This is a genomic window from Levilactobacillus sp. HBUAS70063, assembly GCF_038374745.1.
Taxonomy (GTDB): domain Bacteria; phylum Bacillota; class Bacilli; order Lactobacillales; family Lactobacillaceae; genus Levilactobacillus.
Genome location: NZ_JBANSM010000001.1, coordinates 309,237 through 329,267, shown reverse-complemented (window position 1 = coordinate 329,267; position 20,031 = coordinate 309,237). Strand labels below are relative to the sequence as shown.

At 53.5% G+C, this 20,031-nt stretch carries 20 protein-coding genes; 16 read left to right on the top strand and 4 right to left on the bottom strand.

The window, feature by feature from the left end:
- Positions 1-13: 13 nt before the first annotated feature.
- Positions 14-658: an HAD-IA family hydrolase gene (locus tag V8I28_RS01580; protein WP_341778369.1), complete on the top strand. Its 645-nt coding sequence runs from the start codon at positions 14-16 to the stop codon at positions 656-658.
- A gap of 265 nt (positions 659-923) precedes the next feature.
- Here V8I28_RS01580 and V8I28_RS01575 read toward each other — a convergent pair whose 3' ends face one another.
- On the bottom strand, positions 924-1,766 hold the full coding sequence (locus V8I28_RS01575; RefSeq protein ID WP_341778368.1) for a fructosamine kinase family protein: 843 nt from the start codon (positions 1,764-1,766) through the stop codon (positions 924-926).
- A 28-nt stretch (positions 1,767-1,794) separates the two neighbouring features.
- Positions 1,795-2,646 (bottom strand): N-acetylmuramoyl-L-alanine amidase, encoded by an 852-nt coding sequence (locus tag V8I28_RS01570; RefSeq protein WP_341778367.1) that lies wholly within the window; start codon positions 2,644-2,646, stop codon positions 1,795-1,797.
- Positions 2,647-3,022: 376 nt separating this feature from the next.
- Here V8I28_RS01570 and hisS point away from each other — a divergent pair, with 376 nt between their 5' ends.
- The 8 genes from hisS to V8I28_RS01530 all read left to right on the top strand — a co-directional run bounded on the left by hisS (position 3,023) and on the right by V8I28_RS01530 (position 12,520).
- Positions 3,023-4,318: a histidine--tRNA ligase gene (gene hisS, locus V8I28_RS01565; RefSeq protein WP_341778366.1), complete on the top strand. Its 1,296-nt coding sequence runs from the start codon at positions 3,023-3,025 to the stop codon at positions 4,316-4,318.
- Between the two features lie 24 nt (positions 4,319-4,342).
- Positions 4,343-6,133: an aspartate--tRNA ligase gene (aspS, locus tag V8I28_RS01560; RefSeq protein ID WP_341778626.1), complete on the top strand. Its 1,791-nt coding sequence runs from the start codon at positions 4,343-4,345 to the stop codon at positions 6,131-6,133.
- Positions 6,134-6,507: 374 nt separating this feature from the next.
- The gene (gene msrA / locus V8I28_RS01555) at positions 6,508-7,038 is read left to right on the top strand and encodes a peptide-methionine (S)-S-oxide reductase MsrA (RefSeq protein ID WP_341778365.1); all 531 of its coding nucleotides are present in this window, start codon (positions 6,508-6,510) and stop codon (positions 7,036-7,038) included.
- A 108-nt stretch (positions 7,039-7,146) separates the two neighbouring features.
- Positions 7,147-8,022 (top strand): YitT family protein, encoded by an 876-nt coding sequence (locus V8I28_RS01550; protein ID WP_233670120.1) that lies wholly within the window; start codon positions 7,147-7,149, stop codon positions 8,020-8,022.
- A gap of 365 nt (positions 8,023-8,387) precedes the next feature.
- Positions 8,388-9,503 carry a CDP-glycerol glycerophosphotransferase family protein gene (locus V8I28_RS01545; RefSeq protein ID WP_341778625.1) on the top strand — a complete coding sequence of 372 codons (1,116 nt, stop codon included), beginning with the start codon at positions 8,388-8,390 and terminating at the stop codon, positions 9,501-9,503.
- A 35-nt stretch (positions 9,504-9,538) separates the two neighbouring features.
- Positions 9,539-10,348 carry an ABC transporter permease gene (locus tag V8I28_RS01540; protein ID WP_341778363.1) on the top strand — a complete coding sequence of 270 codons (810 nt, stop codon included), beginning with the start codon at positions 9,539-9,541 and terminating at the stop codon, positions 10,346-10,348.
- A gap of 19 nt (positions 10,349-10,367) precedes the next feature.
- The gene (locus V8I28_RS01535; RefSeq protein WP_341778362.1) at positions 10,368-11,588 is read left to right on the top strand and encodes a CDP-glycerol glycerophosphotransferase family protein; all 1,221 of its coding nucleotides are present in this window, start codon (positions 10,368-10,370) and stop codon (positions 11,586-11,588) included.
- Positions 11,589-11,590: 2 nt separating this feature from the next.
- Positions 11,591-12,520, top strand: coding sequence for a deoxyribonuclease IV (locus V8I28_RS01530; protein ID WP_341778361.1), 930 nt, complete (start codon positions 11,591-11,593; stop codon positions 12,518-12,520).
- 100 nt (positions 12,521-12,620) lie between these two features.
- Here V8I28_RS01530 and V8I28_RS01525 read toward each other — a convergent pair whose 3' ends face one another.
- A complete protein-coding gene (locus tag V8I28_RS01525) occupies positions 12,621-13,448 on the bottom strand; it encodes a pyruvate, water dikinase regulatory protein (RefSeq protein WP_341778360.1) in 828 nt (275 codons plus the stop codon).
- 193 nt (positions 13,449-13,641) lie between these two features.
- Here V8I28_RS01525 and rpsU point away from each other — a divergent pair, with 193 nt between their 5' ends.
- Together rpsU and V8I28_RS01515 are read left to right on the top strand one after the other, a co-directional pair.
- Positions 13,642-13,830, top strand: coding sequence for a 30S ribosomal protein S21 (rpsU, locus tag V8I28_RS01520; protein WP_125575857.1), 189 nt, complete (start codon positions 13,642-13,644; stop codon positions 13,828-13,830).
- A gap of 225 nt (positions 13,831-14,055) precedes the next feature.
- On the top strand, positions 14,056-15,150 hold the full coding sequence (locus V8I28_RS01515; protein ID WP_341778359.1) for an NAD(P)-dependent alcohol dehydrogenase: 1,095 nt from the start codon (positions 14,056-14,058) through the stop codon (positions 15,148-15,150).
- A 107-nt stretch (positions 15,151-15,257) separates the two neighbouring features.
- Here V8I28_RS01515 and V8I28_RS01510 read toward each other — a convergent pair whose 3' ends face one another.
- Positions 15,258-16,271 (bottom strand): zinc-binding alcohol dehydrogenase family protein, encoded by a 1,014-nt coding sequence (locus V8I28_RS01510; protein WP_341778624.1) that lies wholly within the window; start codon positions 16,269-16,271, stop codon positions 15,258-15,260.
- A gap of 225 nt (positions 16,272-16,496) precedes the next feature.
- On the opposite strand from V8I28_RS01510, the gene V8I28_RS01505 reads away from it, so the two are divergent.
- From V8I28_RS01505 to era, 5 genes are all read left to right on the top strand, one after another.
- Entirely contained in the window at positions 16,497-16,943 is a 447-nt protein-coding gene (locus tag V8I28_RS01505) for a GatB/YqeY domain-containing protein (RefSeq protein ID WP_341778358.1), read from the top strand.
- 308 nt (positions 16,944-17,251) lie between these two features.
- Positions 17,252-18,238 carry a PhoH family protein gene (locus V8I28_RS01500; protein WP_341778357.1) on the top strand — a complete coding sequence of 329 codons (987 nt, stop codon included), beginning with the start codon at positions 17,252-17,254 and terminating at the stop codon, positions 18,236-18,238.
- Positions 18,238-18,726, top strand: a complete 489-nt coding sequence (gene ybeY, locus V8I28_RS01495; RefSeq protein WP_341778356.1) for an rRNA maturation RNase YbeY — start codon at positions 18,238-18,240, stop codon at positions 18,724-18,726. The genes V8I28_RS01500 and ybeY overlap by 1 nt, the downstream gene beginning before the upstream one ends.
- Positions 18,704-19,105 carry a diacylglycerol kinase family protein gene (locus V8I28_RS01490; protein ID WP_341778355.1) on the top strand — a complete coding sequence of 134 codons (402 nt, stop codon included), beginning with the start codon at positions 18,704-18,706 and terminating at the stop codon, positions 19,103-19,105. The genes ybeY and V8I28_RS01490 overlap by 23 nt, the downstream gene beginning before the upstream one ends.
- Positions 19,106-19,117: 12 nt before the next feature.
- Positions 19,118-20,023: a GTPase Era gene (era, locus tag V8I28_RS01485; RefSeq protein ID WP_341778354.1), complete on the top strand. Its 906-nt coding sequence runs from the start codon at positions 19,118-19,120 to the stop codon at positions 20,021-20,023.
- Positions 20,024-20,031 lie beyond the last annotated feature (8 nt).

The following is a 20,031-nucleotide window of genomic DNA, read 5'->3' as shown; positions in this document are numbered from 1 at the left end:
AGGAGGAAAAACGATGCGTTATCAGCAACTCTTTTGGGATTTCGACGGTACCCTGGTCAACACGTATCCCGGAATGGTACAGGCCTTCGGGGATGCCCTGATTGCCTGTGGCGTCAATGATTTTGAGATTGACGAGGAAGAAATTTACCGCACCATGCGCCAGCACAGTCTGGGGCGGGCCTATCAGCGGTTTACCGCGGAATTTCAGGTGGACCGCGATCGCCTGACCAAGATTTATGAACAGTTGGCGGCGCCGCTATTAGCGCAAACGGAGGCGTTCGCCGGAGCGGCCGATCTGTTAGCCGCGGTGACGGCGGCCGGTGGACGAAACTTCTTGTTGACGCACCGCGACCACCGTGCTTGGGACCGGCTCGCGGCATTAGATTTGGCCCAGTACTTCAGTGGGGCGGTGACCAAAGACGATGACTATCCCCGTAAGCCGGACCCCACCAGCCTGTTGGCCCTCTGTCGGCAATACGCAGTGGACAAGCGCACGGCAATCATGATTGGCGATCGAAACCTGGATGTCGCGGCCGGTCACCGAGCTGGCATGGCCGGCGCGCTGTTCGATCCGGAACATCTGATTGTCGACGAGAGCCAGCCGGAGGTCCGGGTGACGCGATTGGCCGATTTACAGGCTTGGTTAGCGGCGAAATAGGATTCCCTAGGACTGAGGTAACCCTTTTTGTTAGCTACAAGTGATTTAGGGGAAATTGAGAGTCGATCGGCTCATTTTGGGGTGAAACTAACCGAATCACCTAGTTATTAATAGATTGATATCCGGAAGCTAAATACTTAATTTTGTATGATACAAGTTCCTAATAAAACGCTTTTTGCCTATCGAAAGTGAAAGGTAACAAAAAGCTCCCGTCTTCCGTGAAGAAGACGGGAGCTTTTGCTCAATTTGGGCAACCTTTCGGAAACTATCCGCGGGCCAGCGTCTGGTCGACCGCCTCACCATAGGTCTCCCCGAATAAGTTGAGGTGGGCCAGCAGGTAGTAAAGCTGGTAGTGTGGCAGGCGTTCCGTGTAGCCGGCAGTCAGGGGGTAAGCGTCCTGATAGCCCCGGTAGAATTCGGCGGTAAAGCCACCAAAGATCGTCGTCATGGCGAGGTCAAACTCCCGGTCGCCATACAACACGTCGGGGTCAATCAGCGTGGGGACGCCATCGGCCGTGAACAGGTAGTTACCGGCCCACAGATCGCCGTGCAATAAGGACGGTTGGATCGTGCGCTCCCGATTTTCATCGACAATGGCTTGACGGACGCGCTGGTAGGCCGTTTGCCGGGAAGCGTTCCACAGTCCGTGGGCCGTTGCCCGAGCCACCAGCGGATCTAAGCGTTGGTTCAGATAAAAGGTGGTCCAATCCGTCTGCCAGGTGTTGTCCTTGGGCAATTTGGCCACCAGATTGCTCTGATCGAAGCCAAACTTGGGGGCCGTCACGCGGTGGACGCGGGCGACGGCCTGCCCCAATTCATACTGGCTACCGTCCCCGATTTCCAGGAACTCCAGGACCAGGTAGGCATCGTGGTCGATTTCGCCGGTTGCGATGACTTCCGGAACGTTGACGGCCTGACCGAGGGCCTTTAAACCGGCAACCTCGTGGGCATAGAAACTGGCGGGTTGGCCGGGTTGGACCAACAAGAAGTAGGGGCCCTCCGCTGTTTCTAGACGAAAGGCTTCGTTGATGTCGCCACCGGAAACGGGCGTTGCCGCCGTGATAGTGGGTAACGGCAATTGGTTGAGCCATGCCGAAGTGAGTTGCATGTGAAGATCTTCTTTCTATATTAAAATGCTAGGATTGCGAGCTGAAGTAGGCGCTGAGACCCTTGACCACACGGGTGGCCACCTGTCTTTGGTAATGCGCGCTCTTGATGGACTGGAAGTCCTTCTTGGTGTTGATGTAGCCCATCTCCAGGAGCAACGATGGGCGGCTGTTGTCGCGAATGACCTCGAAGTTACCGTACTTGATACCACGATTGGCGAGGGCCAGGTCGTTCATTTCACCGTTGATGGCCTCGGCCAACTTATAGGAGGTATTCCGGTGATAATAGTACGTGGTAGTTCCGGAGGCCAGGTTGTTGGTCGGCGAGGAATCAAAGTGAAAACTGATAAAGGCGCTGGCCTGATTCGTGTTGGCCAGGGCCGGTCGATCCGCCAGGCTGACGGACTTATCGCTATCTCTGGTCATGATCACGTGCGTTCCGCGGGCCCGGAGTTGCTTGGCCACCTGCTGGGCGAGGGCCAGGGTGTAGGTCTTCTCGTCGTGTTTCTGGTCAATCGACAGGGCGCCGGAATCACTCCCGCCGTGACCCGGGTCTAAGACGACCGTGGCCTCCGACAGATTCGTAACTTTCTTGAGACTGCCCGGATGGTCCACCAGCCAGCTGGCGACCCAGCCGAAGTGATTCTGACTATCGCGGACGTGATACCAGTTGTCTTTTTCGCCCAGGATGGTCAGGCGACTATTGGGTTTAACCTTATGGGTCACTTTGTAGGTGAGACCGGGACCGTTTCGGAGATTAAGATTGCTGACGGTGGCGGTCACGGAATTATTGCGGGTGAAGCTAAATAACAGCCCCCCGGCGATCAAGAGGATGACTAGCGCGGTAATGAGCCCCGGCCAGTTGCGTGGTTTAAAATGCATGCTGAGTTCTCCTTCATCAAATTAGGTTCAATTATACCACGAAAGATTTTTAAGACCTTTAAATTTGTGGGGCGTGCCTTGACTTTTCACGGCACTTTCAGTAAGCTTAGGAAGAATAAAATAGATTGCCAATGAGAGAGAATAGTAAGGGAAAGCCCGCTTGAAGAGAGACCGCGTTGCTGGGAGCGGTTAGCGGTGTGACTCCGAAGACACTTTTGAGGCTAATGGCGCTTGCGTCATTCGTTTGCAACGTTATCCTGCAGAGAACTTTAAAAAGGTGGTACCGTGCATACCTGCGCCCTTGTCAATTGACAGGGGCGTTTTTTATGCTCTGAGACTACCGGGTTCGTTGCAGGCGTAGAAAGGGAGAATGCTCATGCGTTATCAACGACCAAAGGGAACGGCCGACATCTTACCGGGCGAATCACAGACCTGGCAATTCGTCGAAGCCACCGCGCGCCAGTTGTTTGCTAACTATCGCTTCGAAGAGATTCGGACACCTATGTTCGAAAACTTCGAGGTCTTCTCACGGACTTCCGGGGACACTTCGGATATCGTGACCAAGGAAATGTACGATTTCAAGGATAAGGGGGATCGTCACTTGTCCCTGCGTCCCGAGGGAACGGCCGGTGTGGTTCGGGCCTTCGTTGAAAATAAACTCTACGGACCAGAAACCAACAAGCCTTACAAGGTCTACTACATGGGGCCGATGTTCCGTTACGAACGGCCGCAATCCGGTCGGCAACGGCAATTTCATCAGATCGGGGTGGAAGCCTTTGGTAGTGACGCGCCGGAATTAGACGTTGAAGTCATTGCCTTGGGGATGAACCTGCTGGGTAAGCTAGGCTTAAAGCATCTGCGTCTAGCACTCAACACCTTGGGCGATAAGGAAAGTCGCGATGCCTACCGTCAAGCGCTGATCGATTTCCTGGAACCACACTTTGACGAATTAAGTGAGGACTCCAAGGTGCGGTTACACAAGAACCCACTGCGGGTCTTGGACAGCAAGGACAAGCACGACCAAGAAATCGTGGCCGATGCGCCGTCGATTCTGGACTTCCTGACGCCGAATGCTACGGCCCACTTCAATCGGGTAAAAGCGAGTCTCGATGCACTCGGGATCGACTACGACGTTGATTCCACTATGGTGCGCGGGCTGGACTACTACAACCACACCATCTTTGAAATCATGGCCGATTCACCGGCCCTGGGTGAGGGCTACACGACCGTCTTGGCCGGTGGCCGGTACAATGGCTTAGTCAAGGAACTGGGCGGTCCAGAAATGCCAGGGGTCGGATTCGGCCTCGGGGTTGAACGCCTGGTCTTACTGATGCAGGCTGAAAAGGTCACAATTCCCAACGATCACCCCTTAGACGTTTACGTCGTGGGGATCGGGGACGACACCTCGCTAGAGACGCTCAAGTTGGTTCAGGCCATTCGGCACGCCGGGTTGACCGCCGATCGCGACTACCTCGCGCGCAAACCGAAGGCCCAATTCAAGACGGCCAACCGGCTAGCGGCCAAGTATACCTTAACTATTGGTGACCAAGAGTTGGCCAATCAAACGGCTAATTTAAAATCCATGGAAACCGGTGAAGAAGTCAGCGTCCCATTGGCTGACGTTTACCAAGATTTCCAAAACGTTGTGAACACCAAGTTTGCGGCAAAATAAGAGGGGATAAGCATGGAAAAGAATTTGAAACGTACCACGTATGCCGGCTTAGTCGATGAACACTATCTCGACCAAACCGTTGTGTTAAAGGGTTGGGTGCAAAAGCGCCGGGACCTCGGGAGCTTGATCTTCATCGATCTGCGGGATCGCGAAGGCATCGTCCAACTGGTCTTTAGTGAAGAATACGGCGAAGACGCCCTGGCCGTTGCCGACCAATTACGGAGCGAATACGTCATTGAGATCCAAGGGGAAGTCGTTGCGCGGGCACCCAAGGAAATCAACCCGGACATGCGTACCGGGAAGGTTGAAGTCCGGGTTACCGGCATCAACCTGCTGAACAAGTCCAAGGAATTGCCATTTGAAATCAAGGATGGTGTCAACGCCTCCGACGACTTGCGGTTGCAATACCGTTACTTGGATTTGCGCCGGCCAGAAATGCAAAAGTCCTTAATGCTGCGCAACCGGATCGTGCAGTCCGTCCACAGCTACTTTGATAAGAACGGCTTTATCGACATCGAAACGCCGGACCTGACCAAGTCCACGCCGGAAGGGGCCCGTGACTACCTGGTTCCTTCACGGATCTATCCGGGGCACTTCTACGCCTTGCCGCAATCCCCACAATTGTTCAAGCAATTGCTGATGGGCTCCGGTTTCGATCGGTACTACCAAATCGCCCGTTGTTTCCGTGACGAAGACTTGCGGGGCGACCGGCAACCCGAATTTACCCAGATTGACCTGGAAACGTCCTTCCTGACGGCCGAAGAAATTCAGGACCTGACCGAGGGCTTGATTGCCAAGGTCATGAAGGATACCTTGAACGTCGACGTGAAGTTGCCATTCGAACGGATGGACTGGGACGATTCCATGGCCCGTTTCGGGACCGACCAACCAGACGTCCGGTTCGGCATGGAACTGAAGGACCTGTCTGCCATCATGGCCAACACCGACTTCAAGGTCTTCTCTGGCGCCGTAGCCAACGGTGGTCAAGTCAAGGCCATTGCCGTTCCTGGCGGGGCTGATAAATACAGCCGTAAGGACATCGACAAGTACGGTCAATACATCGAACGCTTCGGGGCCAAGGGCTTGGCCTGGATGAAGGTCACCGATGACGGCTTCAGCGGCCCAATCGCGAAGTTCTTCAAGGAAGGCGACTGGTTCGACCAGATTACCGCCGCTACCGGGGCCAAGAGTGGCGACCTGTTGCTCTTTGCTGCCGACTCTAAGCGGGTTGTGGCCCAGACGTTGGGTTACCTGCGGGTGGCCATTGCCAAGGAACTAGACATGATCGACGAAAATAAGTGGGCCTTCTTGTGGATCGTGAACTGGCCATTGTTCGACTACGATGTTGATTTGGAACGCTGGGTCCCAGCGCACCACCCATTCACGATGCCGGCTGAAGGGGATGCCCATTACTTGAACGATGGTGAGGACCCACACAAGGCCTACGCCCAAAGTTACGACATCATCTTGAACGGTCTGGAACTCGGTGGAGGGTCCATCCGGATTCACACCCGCGAGTTACAGATGAAGATGTTGAAGGCCTTAGGCTTTACGCCGGAACGGGCCGAAAAGCAATTTGGCTTCCTGCTGAAAGCCTTGGATTACGGCTTCCCGCCTCATGGTGGTCTGGCTATCGGATTGGATCGTTTCGCCCGGTTGTTAGCTAAGCGCGATAACATTCGTGATGTGATTGCCTTCCCTAAGAACTCGAAGGCCACGGAACCGATGACCGAAGCACCAACCACGGTGGCGGACAAGCAATTGCTTGACCTCGACCTCTTGATCGCGAAGAAAGATGAAACCGACCAAGGTTAATCAGAACTCATCAAACGTCAACTGCGGATGCGGTTGGCGTTTTTGAGTGAACCGGGCAGATTCGGTCATCGGGGGTTGGAAGGTCGCTTGACTTTTTCTCATTAAGTTTTAATATTTTAAAGTAATACGGGTGAATTGGGGTGGCAATCAAGGTGCAAATGCTGATGAATCGGCGACGGGTAGGCCCAGCCGGTCGGTGACCGCTTTATCTGTGGCGGGGTCTTCTGTTGCTAATCGGGAGCCCCCTGATGCGACAGGCCTATCAGGAATTAGTGCCTGGCCCCCCCAGCGTTAGTGCCTTGCGAGAGGGTCGTCAGGGCTAGTCGACACCTCCCCAAAAACAGAGAAGACTATTAGAAGATGGAGTGATCGATATGAATCAACAAATTGAAACGGCAACATTTGCCGGCGGGTGCTTTTGGTGCATGGTAAAACCGTTTGACACCTTTCCCGGCATTGTGAAGGTGCTGTCCGGGTATACCGGCGGGACCGTCACCGATCCGACCTACGAGCAGGTCAAGAGTCAGACGACCGGCCACACCGAGGCGGTCAAGATCTGGTTTGACCCCAGTGTGGTCTCCTATGAACAGTTAGTTACGTTATACTGGCAACAAACCGACCCGACCGATGCTTCCGGGCAATTTCAGGACCGAGGGACGAACTATCGACCGGTGATATTTGTCAATAGTGCGGCTCAAGCGGCCACCGCGACCGCCTCTAAAGCGGCCCTGCAAGCACGAGAACAGTTCGATAAACCCATCGTAACGCAGATTCAGGTCGTTCAACCGTTCTTCGTGGCCGAGGAGCGGCACCAACAGTTCTATCGCAAGCATACCGAACGTTTCGCCGAAGAAGAGGCCGGGGGTCGCGCCGCCTTTATCGACCAGCACTGGCGGAATCATTAGAAGTCGCTAAAAGATACGCATTGCCGTGGCCGTTGACCGGGATAAATGCTATACTAAGCCGAGCATAGTGTGAAATAGGACAAATGAAGCGAGGTTAGGTTTTAAATCATGGATGATGTGCAGCAGTTGTTAAAACGGCATACCTATACGGCGAAATTCTCCGTGGCGTTCTTTTACGGGGTTTTGGTGTCGATTGCGGTGAACTTTTTCTGGACGCCGGGGCATATTTACTCCTCCGGTGTGACCGGGTTGGCGCAGTTGGTGAACAGTTTGACAGCGGGATTAGGCGCGTTTCACATCACCACGGCCCTTGGGCTCTTCCTGATTAACATTCCGATGTTCGTCTTGGCTTGGAAGCAGATTGGCAAGTCCTTTACCGTCTTCACGTTTATCTGTGTTTTGTTCGCGTCCGTCATGATTCGGGTCATCCAGCCCGTGCATCTGACGAGTGACCCCATCATTTGTGCGATCTTTGGGGGTGCGGTCAACGGTTTTGGGACCGGTTTTGCCCTCAAAAATGGTATCTCGACCGGGGGACTCGACATCATCGGCATCGTGTTGCGGCGTAAGACCGGGCGCAGCATGGGGACGATCAACATTGCCTTCAACAGTCTGATCGTCATCAGTGCCGGCTTCGTTTACGGCTGGCCGTATGCCCTGTACTCCGCATTGGGGCTGTTCGTGAACGCTAAGGTCATCGACATGACGTTCACGCGCCAACAGCGGATGCAGGTCATGGTGATTACCGATCGGCCCAAGACGGTGATTGACAGTATCCAAAACCACATGCGCCGAGGGATTACGATCGTCCACGGTGCGGAAGGGGCTTACCGTCACGATGAGAAGACAATCCTCTTCACGGTGATTACGCGTTACGAAATGGATGAGCTAGAAGTGGCCATGGAAGAATCCGATCCCCACGCTTTCGTGAGCATCTCGGATACGATTAAGGTGTTGGGACATTTCTACGAACCGAAGTGGTAATGAATGCAGCGATGGGGCGGGGCCTCACCGCTGTATTTATTTGCCCCCCCACTTATTACTAATGTAAAATCGGGGGAATTTGTTGCAGGATTTCGGAAATTTTTTGCTCGGGTAAGTCGCAACCCGGTGGCTCCCCAAATGTCGGCCGCTGGTTCTGAGGTGAAGGGGTCAGTGGCGGCTGATTGATGCAAACGCGGTCGCCGAGAACCATCAAAATTAGCGAAATTATGGGCCATTTCTTAAAGGTTATTAAATTTCTCTAGGTTCGTGACGGAGATGTGGTATAATTCTCGGTGTTATGGACAGCGAAAATAAGTGATATTGGTGATAGCGTGAAAGATATTTATTTGTGGTTAATCCGACTGATGTCGGGGTTGTGCGGTTGGCGCCGGCAACGGCGGTTCATCTACCTGATGAGCTTCGGGGATAACCTGGCCTTTGTTCGCGCGTTGGCGCAGGCGTCACCGGTCACACAACCATTAGTCGTGTTCTACCGACCGCAGCAGGAACGGGCGGCGCAGCGTTTGGCGCGGTCCGGGATTGATGTGCGGCCGTTTCGCGATGATCTGCGGTTCGTCTTCACCGGGATTCCAACGGTGATGCAGGCGCGCGTCCTATTTTGCGATAACTACTACGCGTTTCTCGGCGGCTTGCGCCATCCCCGACGCATGCGGATCGTTCAGGTCTGGCATGCGGCGGGGGCCATCAAGCGCTTTGGGTGGGACGATCCCACCACGGCGCAACGGTCGGCCAGCGATCAGCGACGGTTCCAGGCGGTATATGACCACTTTGATGAATACGTCGTGGGGTCTCCGGCCATGGCACGCGTCTTCGCAAGAAGCTACCGGGTACCGTTGGCGCGCATGCAGGTGCTCGGCTATCCGCGATCGGATCGGTATCGCGATCCCAAGTGGCAACGCTTGTCGCGCGAAGCCGTGGCCGAGGCGGCGCCCGAGCTGACGGGACACCGCGTGATTCTCTACGCGCCAACCTACCGGGAGGGCGTGACCTTCACGCCGCCGGCCGGCTTGGCAGCGGCATTGACGGCCGACCCGAACGCTAAAGTGGTGGTGAAGGTGCATCCGGCCCTAAAGGCCAGCGCCCATCAGCTCCAAGAACAGCTCGGCCAACAGGTGGTCGTTACCGAGTCCATCAGTACTACGGACTTACTCAACGTTGCTGAAACGGTGGTGACGGATTATTCGTCGGTGGCCTTTGACTACAGCCTGGTGCCCAACGCGCATAGCCTGTTGTTTTTCCTGTTCGACTGGGACGACTACCGGCGCGATCCGGGCGTTCAACCCGATCTGGAAGACTGGTTGCCGGGGCCGATCATTAAGACCACGACGCAATTGGCCGCGGCCATTCGCGCCGATGAACCCACCGATCTGACACAGTTTAACCAACGGTGGAATTCCGCCAACGATGGTGCGGCAACCCAACGCGTTGTGGCCCGCTATGCGGCGCTACTCGCGAAGTAAGCATCAGCGATTAAAATTTAAAGGAGTGCAGTGCCTTGAAAGAGGTCATGACCTTATTCAAAGAACAGGTCTCGAGTATCGGAATTATTTTTCGGATTTCGCGCTACGAAGATCAAGCAAGTTATCAAAGTCATTACTTAGGTTTAATGTGGGAGTACTTATACCCGTTGATTCAAATTGCGATTTACTGGTTAGTCTTCGGTGTGGGGTTAAAGCACGGTCAACCCATTAGTGGTGTCGGCTACCTGCCGTGGATGGTCATCGGGATTTCGCCGTGGTTCTTCATGAACCGGGCGACCCTGGATGGCTCAAAGAGTATCTACCAACGGGTCAACATGGTGGCGAAGATGAAGTTCCCGGTCTCCGCGTTGCCAACGATTAAAATCGTCAGCAACCTGAGTTCCTTCTGGACCATGATGGTCTTCACCATCTTTATTGGCCTGCTCAACGGGGTTTACCCGAAGGTGGCTTGGTTCCAGTGGATCTACTACTTCTTCGCCATGATCTGCCTGTTGGTGGCCTTAGGGATCTTTAACTCGTGTATCAGTGTGCTGGTCCGCGATTACCACATCCTGTTACAATCCGTGATGCGGATGTTATTCTACGTGTCCGGCGTGCTGTTTAACTTCGTGACGCCATCCTTCCCAACACCGTTTATTCATTTACTGGAATTGAACCCGTACTACTACATCGTTGCGGGCTTCCGGGAATCCTTCTTGGGGACCGGCTGGTTCTGGGATAAGCCGATGTTGACGCTGGAATTCTGGCTCTTCGTGTTCTTCTTACTGCTTGTGGGGTCCCACCTGCACTACAAGTTCCGGTCACGCTTTGTTGATTTAATCTAATTGAAAGGAGCAACCTCAAATGGCGAACGGTTTACGAAAAATCACGCAGTCATTGAAGCTAGTTGCTCGCTATGGGCTCATCGTGCTGAACGATGGGCTTATTTGTTTACCTATTAAACGGCGACTAGTGATGTTTGAAAGCTTTAACGGGAAGGATATTAACGACAATCCGGCGGCCATTTACCGGGCGCTGGTGGCCGCTGACCCGCGCTATCGAGAAACGGCGTACTTTAGCGTCAAGCCCCGGACGTATGCGGCCTTGAAGGCCCGTTATCCGGAGATCCGGTTGGTCAAGCGCTTCACGCCCAAGTGGGTCTGGTTGATGGCACGGGCCCAGTACTGGGTTCTGAACTCGCGGTTACCGAATTGGTGGCGACCCAACCGCCGGACCCGGACCATTCAGACCTGGCACGGCACGCCGCTAAAGAAGTTGGGCGCCGACATCGAGCACGTGGCCATTCCGGGGACCAGCACGGCCGACTATCACCAGCAGTTCGTGACGGCCTCGTCGCGCTGGGACTACCTGATTGCGCCGAATCAATATTCCCGTGATATTTTTAAACGCGCGTTTGGCTACCGGGGGCATTTTCTCACGATTGGCTATCCGCGTAATGATGTTCTGTATACGGCTAATCAGCCGGCCAAGATTGCGGCCCTGCGGCAGCGATTGCTGGGCGCGGTCAGCGGGCTCATCGTGACCTACGCGCCGACCTGGCGGGATGACATGGCGGTCCGCCCCGGCGTCTACCGTTTTGATTTACCGTTTGACCTGGGTGAATTTTTCCAGCACGTTCCGGCCGGGACCCATTTGATTATTCGGCCGCATTACCTGGTTAAGGATGCCGTGGATATTCGCGGCTACGAGGACCGGGTGACCGTGTTGGCCGATACGGACATCGCCGAGCTGTACCTGGTGACCGATCTGTTGATTACCGACTATTCCTCCGTGATGTTTGACTTCGCCAATCTCAAACGTCCCCAGCTGTTCTTCGCCTATGACTTGGCGCACTATCGTGACCAACTCCGCGGGTTTTACTTCGACTATCAAAGAGAGATTCCCGGGCCGTTGGTCACCACCGCGCCGGCCTTCTATCAACAACTGGATGAGTGGCAACGGCAGGGCGATTTTCCGGCGTATCGGCAGCAACAGGCGGCCTTCTACCAGAAGTTCTGTGACTGGGAAGACGGCACGGCGAGTCAACGCGTGGCCCGCTTGATGATCAGTGGAAAGGATGACTGAAGATGACAGAATTTCTGATTGGTTCTCACGTCAGCATGAAGGGCAAGGAGATGCTGCTGGGCTCGGCCAAGGAGGCCGCCCAGTACGGTGAGAATGTCTTTATGATTTACACCGGGGCACCGCAGAATACGCGGCGCAAGCCCATCGCCGAGCTGAATATTCCCGCCGGCCGGCAGTTCATGGCCGACCACGATCAACGCGCGGTGGTTATTCACGCGCCGTACGTGGTGAATCTTGGCAATACCATGAAGCCACAGAACTTCGCCTTTGCCGTTGAATTCTTGACGGCCGAGGTCAAGCGGGCGGCGGCCTTAGGGGCCACACAGATTGTGCTTCACCCGGGCGCACACGTGGGGGCCGGTCCGGATGCCGCCATCGCCCAGATTGCCAAGGGCCTCGATGAGATCCTGGCGGCGGCCGACGAACCCGTACAGATTGCCCTGGAGACGATGGCCGGTAAGGGAACCGAGGTCGGTCGCACCTTCGAGGAATTGGCGGCGATTATGTCGGCGACGGCGGCTAACGACCGGCTGTCGGTCTGCTTTGACACCTGCCATACCAGTGATGCCGGCTATGCGATTGGCCTGGATTTCGATGGCGTCCTGAACGAATTCGACCACGTGATTGGACTGGATAAGCTCAAGGTTATTCACCTGAACGATTCTAAGAATCCCCAGGGTAGCCACAAGGACCGGCACACCAACATTGGCCTGGGAACGCTGGGCTTTGACGTGTTGAATTACGTGGCCCACCATCCGCAGCTCACCACGGTGCCGAAGATTATGGAAACACCGGTGATTGGTCCGGACAGAAAGCACGGGGTTAACCCGCACGGCTACGAGGTTGCGATGCTCAAGCACCAACGGTTCAATCCGGATCTGGAAGCCGATGTCTTGGCGGGTAATCCGGTAGCGGCTTATTTGACGCGATAGTGGCTAAAGCGGGGGCCATCAGACCGATAAAAATTGAAAAAAAACTCGGAAAGCCTTAGTTGGTTTTCCGAGTTTGGTCGTTTAAAGGGAGGGTGCGTCGTTAATCCGTTAAGGAATGCGGAATCAAGTCGTAGTCCACACTCTCCATAATTAGCGTGGCCGTTTCCTCAATGGATTTATTGGATACGTCGATCACGAGACAACCGATTTTTTTATAAATCTTCTGCGCGTAAGCCAGTTCCTCGCTGATCTTCTTGGTGTCGGAGTAAGCACTGTCCGCGGGCAAGCCGTAAGAAATCATCCGCTCCTGGCGAATCTTACGGAGTGCCTCGGGCTTGTTGGTCAAGCCGAAGATTCGCTTGGGATCGACCTGCCAGAGTTCATCGGGAAGCTGTGTCGTGGGGCCTAACGGGAGGTTAGCCACCCGAAGATTCCGGTTGGCCAGGAAGAGGGACAGCGGGGTCTTGGAGGTCCGTGAGACGCCGAGAATCACGATGTCGGCCTTCAACAGGCCGGTGGGGTCCTTGCCATCGTCGTAGGTGACGGCGAATTCCATGGCGGCGATTCGGTCGAAATAGGTATCGTTTAGATTGTGGACTAGTCCGGGCACGCCCTCGGGGGTCAGGCCGGTTGCCCGCTGCATGACGCCCATGGCGGGTTGGATGCAGTCGAACTGCTGGAGCTGATTGGTGGTCGCAAATTCCCTAACTTTCTTGCTCAGCGTGGCGTTGACCAACGTGTGAAAAATCATAGCACGCTGTTTTTTCGCTAAATTAAGAATGCCATCGAGAATGGAATCGGTTTGGATAAAGGGAAATCGTTGATAGCTGGCTTGCACGGTCGGAAACTGAGAAACGGCCGTCTGGGCCACGGTTAGCGCCGTTTCCCCGGAAGAATCGGAAATAATAAAGATCGTAATCTGCGGCATGGCGAGCAACTCCTCTGACGTATTTAATAGGTGATTACCCTTAGTTTACCCCCACTGATAAAACGGTTCAAATTTTCTTTACTTGCGTTATTGACGCGGTTTGGATGATTATGTATAATAGTTAAGAACCGTTACGCCGGTGGTCAAAAGCTAACCGGCGTTATTACTTGTGCTCGGAGGGAGGGAATTTTATATGGCAAAGACAGTCGTTCGCAAAAACGAGTCTTTTGACGACGCTCTTCGGCGCTTCAAACGTACGGTTTCCCGTAGCGGTACTTTACAAGAATACCGTAAACGTGAATTTTACGAAAAACCAAGTGTGAAGAAAAAGTTAAAATCAGAAGCTGCGCGTAAGCGTAAAGCCAAGAAGAAGCGTTACTAAGCTCTTTTTGCAATTTAACTCAAAAACCGCTGACCTGAATGGGTCGGCGGTTTTTTGTATGGGGAAATTGTTGTAAGCTGAATCGTGGCGGCCGTTCAAGGTTAAGTAGCCAAGCGGAATAGTGAATATTAACTAAACTTTCATTAGGAATCATTGATTTTTGCAAATTTTGGGTTAAAATAAAACTATTTGTTAAATGATGATCAAACTATGGAGGTAGATTCAGTGGATATTACGGTAGCGATGGCTCGTCAATCTGGCGAACCTTTAACGATTGAGAAAGCCCAACTAGCAGATTTGGAAAGTGATGAAGTTCTCGTAAAAATGGTCGCCAGCGGTGTCTGTCATACCGATGCAGTCGGCCGTGACGCCGGCATGGCAGGTTACCCAGTGGTCCTTGGTCACGAAGGCGCAGGAATTGTCCAAGAGGTTGGCGCCTCTGTTTCGACGGTTAAGGCCGGAGACCACGTTGTCTTGTCATTTAATTCATGTGGGGTATGCGACAATTGTTTGACCGGGCATCCTGCAGAATGTGAGAAGTTGAACCAAATTAACTTTGGTGGTCGTCGAAAAGATGGCTCCGCCGCCATCACGCAAGATGGTCAAGCCATCTCAAACTTCTTCGGTCAATCTTCGTTTAGTACTTATTCGGTCGTTTCCGAACGTGGCGTAGTAAAGGTCGATAGGAGTGCCGATCTTAAGTTACTCGGGCCATTAGGCTGTGGAATTCAGACTGGTGCGGGAACCGTGCTCCAATATTTTAAGCCTAAATTTGGCGATTCTATTGTCATCTTTGGTGCTGGAGCGGTTGGTTTGTCCGGTGTTATGGCGGCTAAGCTGTTAAACATGGAACACATCATTGTTGTTAATCGTCCTAACCCATATCGGTTGGACATGGCTCGTGAGTTAGGGGCAACCGATATTATTGAAAGCAAGCCCGATGTTGATGTTGTAGCCGAAATCAAACGTATTACGGGTAATGGAACCGACTTTGCCTTGGAGACGACTGGGGCTGCACAATGTATCAAAGAATCGGCTAATGCAATCAAGCCGCGTGGAACTGATGCGGTTGTCGGAATTGCTGGCGACGTCACGTTCAACGTGAATGATGACATTATGGCTGAAAGCAAGACGATTGCGGGGGTCATTGAAGGTGACGCCATTCCACAGATCTTCATCCCTAAAATCGTTAAATATTATCAAAAGGGTCTCTTCCCATTCGATAAGCTGACCAAGCTTTACAAGTTTGAAGAGATTAATCAAGCCTTTGCAGATTCGGCTAGCGGTAAGGTAATCAAACCAATTGTCGTATTTGACTAAGTAGAGTGCGATAGATCAATAACTCGATATGAACTAAAATAGCCGTTTCTACTGAATTTATTTCAGTAGAAATGGCTATTTTGTCCGATAATAGAAGATAGTTAGCTTTAGTTAGCTAACACGACCTTCCCAATCATCCGGTTGGCTTCCACTAGCGCGTGGGCGGCCCGGAGATTGGCGGCGTTGATGGGCGTAAAGGTTTTGGTCACCGTGGACTGGAGCTGACCGCTGTCCAGCAGGGCGCTCACTTTTTCTAAAATCTCGTGTTGGCTGATCATGTCGTCGGTCTCGAAGTAAGACTTGGTGTACATCCATTCCCAGGCGAAGGTCGCGCGCTTCTGCTTGAGGGCGCGCAGGTCAATCGGCTGGTCGCTACCCGTGATGGACACGATGTGACCGCTGGGCTTAATCAACGCGACGATCTCGGCCCAATGTTGATTGAGGTTGCTCAACTCTAGGATATAATCCACGGTGGGATAACCTAGGGCGTGGACCTCGGTGACCAGGTCCTTGCGGTGGTTAGCGACCGCGTCCGCCCCGTGAGCTCGGGTCCAGGCGATCGTCTCGGGGCGCGAGGCCGTAGCGATGACGGTCAGTCCGGCGAGGTGGGCCAACTGGGTCGCCGTGGAGCCAACGCCACCGGCCCCGTTGATGATGAGGATGGTTTTACCCGCGTTGACGACCGGGTCCATCGTGATGCCCAGTTGTTCAAAGAGGGCCTCCCAAGCGGTGAGCGCGGTCAAGGGCATCGCCGCAATCTCGGCCGGACTGAGGGTCGTGGGGGCGTGACCCACGAGACGTTCGTCCACCAGCTGGTACTCACTGTCCGTTCCCGGCCGTTTAAACGATCCGGCGTAAAAGACCCGGTCGCCGGGATGAAAGAGCGTGACGGCTTCACCCACGGCCGTCACGGTGCCGTAAGCATCCCAACCGATGACCTTGGGCGTGGTTAGGGTGCCGGTCGTCCCACGCCGGACGCTGGTATCCACCGGATTCACCGAAGTGGCTTGAACGTTGACCAATAGATCGTGGCCGCTCGGCGTTGGCCGGGGTTCGAAAAACGTGATTAAACTCTTTTCATTTTCAATGGGTAACTTCTCGGTAAACCCAATCGCCCGCATATCTGGCATGATAAAATTCCCCTTTCGTCACTGCTGAAGCTATGGCTAGGTTAGCGCATTTTGGTGGGAAAGACAATCCGGAAGGCTCTGACGGGACTTAGCGTTATTGGCCCAGCCTCAGTGTGCCAACTGGACCTGTCGTCCGGTAGTGAAATAACTTCGGCTGACGTTTCGGCTAAATAGGTGTAGACTTAACAGTAATCATGTTTTTTAGGAGGAAATGAAATGAGTTTAGAAACCCAACTCAACACTGATTTAAAGACGGCGATGAAGGCCCACGACAAGCTGTCCCTGAACGTTATCCGGATGATGAAGACCGCATTAACCAACGAAAAGGTTAAGCAAGGTCACGACTTGTCGTCGGACGAAGAATTGACGATTGTCTCGCGTGAACTGAAGCAACGTAAGGAATCTATGGCGGAATTTGCCAAGGGGAATCGCGATGACTTGGTAGAGGGCGTCAAGGCAGAAATCGCCATCGTCGAAAAGTACGCGCCTAAGCAATTGAGCGAAGACGAAATCGCTAAGATCGTGGCGGACAGCATCGCCAAGGTCTCCGCTAGCGGCATGGGCGACTTCGGCAAGGTCATGGGTGTGGTCATGCCCCAAGTCAAGGGTAAGGCCGATGGTGCCATCGTTAACCAGACGGTGAAGGCCCAGTTGAATAAGTAAGCTATGGAAAACGGGAAATTCGTCGATGCTGACGGTTTCCCGTTTTTAAGCGGAATCACTCGGCTTGAATATCAAAACGATGATGGAAACGGTTAACCCTCATAAAGTCCGAACTGGACGGGTTAATTCCCCGGTTTTCGCGCTGAATCCTTTTACAATCCCCGGCAGTATGCTAAAATTTGACTATTGGACACACGCTAAGGGGACCGCCGCGAGTGGTTGATTGGATTTGAGTCAGTCATGCCCGGTGCGGCGCGGATTAGAACGCCCCTTAGCCGTTAATTTAAAAAACAAAGGAGCCACCGTATTTGACTGAAAATACAGCGATTGAAAAAGAATATATCTTGGCGCGGCCCGAAGACGAGGTTGCTTTGCTGGGTGCCCAGGATCAGTTTGTCACCATCCTGGAAGAGGGCTTACGGGTGACCATCAAGCCCTTTGGCAATTCAATCAAAGTCTCCGGCGCTGCGGATGCGGTCGACCAAACGTTGGCTATCTTACGAAATATGAGCGACCTATTGGCCAAGGGCATCAAGCTCAACAGTGCCGACGTGATTAGCGCCATGAAGATGGCCGGTAAGGGGACCTTGACGTACTTCAAGGACTTCTACACGGAAACGCTGATTAAGGATGCCAAGGGCCGGGCCGTGCGGGTTAAGAACTTTGGCCAACGGCAGTATATCGACGCCATCAAACACAACGACATTACCTTCGGGATTGGCCCGGCCGGAACCGGGAAGACCTTCCTGGCCGTGGTCATGGCCGTGGCCGCCCTCAAGCACGGGGATGTCGAGAAGTTGATCATTACCCGTCCGGCCGTGGAAGCCGGTGAAAGTCTGGGATTCTTGCCCGGGGACTTGAAGGAAAAGGTTGACCCCTATCTGCGGCCAATCTATGACGCCCTGTACGCTATTTTAGGTGCTGAACATACCACCCGCTTGATGGATCGGGGCGTCATCGAAATTGCGCCGCTGGCCTACATGCGTGGGCGGACATTGGAGTCGGCCTTCGTCATCCTGGATGAAGCGCAGAACACGACCAACATGCAGATGAAGATGTTCCTGACGCGGCTGGGCTTTGGTTCGAAGATGATTGTCAACGGGGATATCTCGCAGATTGACCTGCCACACAATGCCAAGTCGGGGCTGATTCAGGCCCAACACATCTTGCAGAACGTGGCCCACATTAACTTTGTGACCTTTAATGCCGATGATGTGGTCCGGCACCCAGTCGTGGCCAGCATCATTAATGCTTATGAAGCCAACGATACTAAACCAAATGGAGCTAATAAATAATGGATTTAGAGATTTATGATAAGACCAAAGACGGCGTGCCAGCGAAGCACGTGGACATGATTAAGGATGTTTTGGAGTATGCCGGTAAATATTTGAAATTGGCCGAAAATACCGAAATGTCCGTGACCCTGATGAACAACGAAGATATTCATCAGATCAACAAGAAATACCGTGGCGTTGACCGGGCGACCGACGTCATCAGCTTTGCCATCGAGGATGACGAGACGGCCGATGATGATTTCCCATTGGTCATGGATGAAGAAATGGCCGCCGAGATTCCAGAAAACATTGGCGACATCTTCGTTTCCATGGATAAGGTCGAAGAACAGGCCGAATACCTGGGCCATTCCTACGAACGGGAACTGGGTTTTCTCGTGGTCCACGGCTTCTTGCACTTGAACGGCTACGATCACATGAAGCCGGAAGACGAGAAAGTCATGTTCAAGCTGCAGGCCGATATCCTAGATGCCTATGGCCTCAAGCGATAAGCATCAACAAACCAGCAAGAATCGTGCCTTTGTGCAGTCGTTAGGTCATGCGTGGGATGGCCTACGGGCGTTATTTCACTATGAGCGAAACTTCCGCAAACACTTGGCGGTGGGGTCATTGGCCGTGATCGCCGGAGTTATTCTGCGGTTGACGCTAAATGAGTGGCTGTGGCTGGTTCTGGCCATTTTTCTGGTCTTGATTGCCGAGACGCTCAATACGATTGTGGAAGCCGTCGTGGATCTCGTGGTGGGGACGACCTATCATGATTTGGCTAAACGCGCTAAGGACGTGGCCGCGGGGGGCGTGCTACTGGCCGCCATCTTTGCGGTGATTGTCGGGGCGCTGGTCATGTTGCCGGCGTTAAGTCGTTGGTTCTAAGTGGAGGAAAATATGGATAATCCAAATTATAAATCAGGTTTCGTGGCCATCGTTGGCCGGCCCAATGTGGGGAAATCAACGTTTTTAAACCGCGTGATTGGCCAGAAGATTGCCATCATGTCGGATACCGCGCAAACCACGCGGAACAAGATTCAGGGGATTTACACCACCGATGAGGCGCAGATCGTCTTTATCGATACGCCGGGGGTGCACAAGCCTAAGAGTAAGTTGGGCGACTACATGGTGCAGTCCACCATGTCCGCGCTAAACGAAGTCGATGCCGTGCTGTTCATGATTAATGCCGCCGAGAAACGGGGCGCCGGGGACAACTTTATTATCGACCGGTTGAAGGGCATCAAGGCCCCGGTTTACCTGTTGATCAATAAGATTGACCAGATTCACCCTGATGACCTCCTGTCCGTCATGGATCAATACAAGACGGCGCTACCGTGGAAGGCCGTTTACCCGATCTCCGCGTTGGAGGGTAATAACGTCGATGAGTTTTTGACGGCCCTCGTGGGTGAAATGCCCAACGGTCCACAGTATTATCCCGAAGATCAGGTGACCGACCACCCCGAACGGTTCGTGGTTAGCGAATTAATTCGCGAGAAGATCTTCATGTTGACGCGTGAGGAAGTGCCGCATTCCGTGGCGGTTGAGATCGAAAGCATGAAGCAAAAGGACGAGGATCACGTCCACATCGAGGCCACAATCATTGTCGAACGGCCAACGCAAAAGGGCATCATGATCGGCAAGGGTGGTAGCATGCTCAAGAAGATTGGGACTATGGCACGCCGCGACATTGAACACCTGCTGGGTAGTAAGGTCTACCTGCAACTGTGGGTCAAGGTCCAACCGAACTGGCGCGACAAGGCCACGTTGCTGAAGAGCTACGGCTATCGCAAGGATGACCTTTAGACTGAAAA

Bases quoted from the DNA above. Each gene is read 5' to 3' on its own strand.
- V8I28_RS01580 (WP_341778369.1), top strand. From the start codon at position 14: ATGCGTTATCAGCAACTCTTTTGGGATTTCGACGGTACCCTGGTCAAC.
- V8I28_RS01575 (WP_341778368.1), bottom strand. From the start codon at position 1,766: ATGCAACTCACTTCGGCATGGCTCAACCAATTGCCGTTACCCACTATC.
- V8I28_RS01570 (WP_341778367.1), bottom strand. From the start codon at position 2,646: ATGCATTTTAAACCACGCAACTGGCCGGGGCTCATTACCGCGCTAGTC.
- hisS (WP_341778366.1), top strand. From the start codon at position 3,023: ATGCGTTATCAACGACCAAAGGGAACGGCCGACATCTTACCGGGCGAA.
- msrA (WP_341778365.1), top strand. From the start codon at position 6,508: ATGAATCAACAAATTGAAACGGCAACATTTGCCGGCGGGTGCTTTTGG.
- V8I28_RS01550 (WP_233670120.1), top strand. From the start codon at position 7,147: ATGGATGATGTGCAGCAGTTGTTAAAACGGCATACCTATACGGCGAAA.
- V8I28_RS01545 (WP_341778625.1), top strand. From the start codon at position 8,388: ATGTCGGGGTTGTGCGGTTGGCGCCGGCAACGGCGGTTCATCTACCTG.
- V8I28_RS01535 (WP_341778362.1), top strand. From the start codon at position 10,368: ATGGCGAACGGTTTACGAAAAATCACGCAGTCATTGAAGCTAGTTGCT.
- V8I28_RS01530 (WP_341778361.1), top strand. From the start codon at position 11,591: ATGACAGAATTTCTGATTGGTTCTCACGTCAGCATGAAGGGCAAGGAG.
- V8I28_RS01525 (WP_341778360.1), bottom strand. From the start codon at position 13,448: ATGCCGCAGATTACGATCTTTATTATTTCCGATTCTTCCGGGGAAACG.
- rpsU (WP_125575857.1), top strand. From the start codon at position 13,642: ATGGCAAAGACAGTCGTTCGCAAAAACGAGTCTTTTGACGACGCTCTT.
- V8I28_RS01510 (WP_341778624.1), bottom strand. From the start codon at position 16,271: ATGCGGGCGATTGGGTTTACCGAGAAGTTACCCATTGAAAATGAAAAG.
- V8I28_RS01505 (WP_341778358.1), top strand. From the start codon at position 16,497: ATGAGTTTAGAAACCCAACTCAACACTGATTTAAAGACGGCGATGAAG.
- ybeY (WP_341778356.1), top strand. From the start codon at position 18,238: ATGGATTTAGAGATTTATGATAAGACCAAAGACGGCGTGCCAGCGAAG.
- V8I28_RS01490 (WP_341778355.1), top strand. From the start codon at position 18,704: ATGCCTATGGCCTCAAGCGATAAGCATCAACAAACCAGCAAGAATCGT.
- era (WP_341778354.1), top strand. From the start codon at position 19,118: ATGGATAATCCAAATTATAAATCAGGTTTCGTGGCCATCGTTGGCCGG.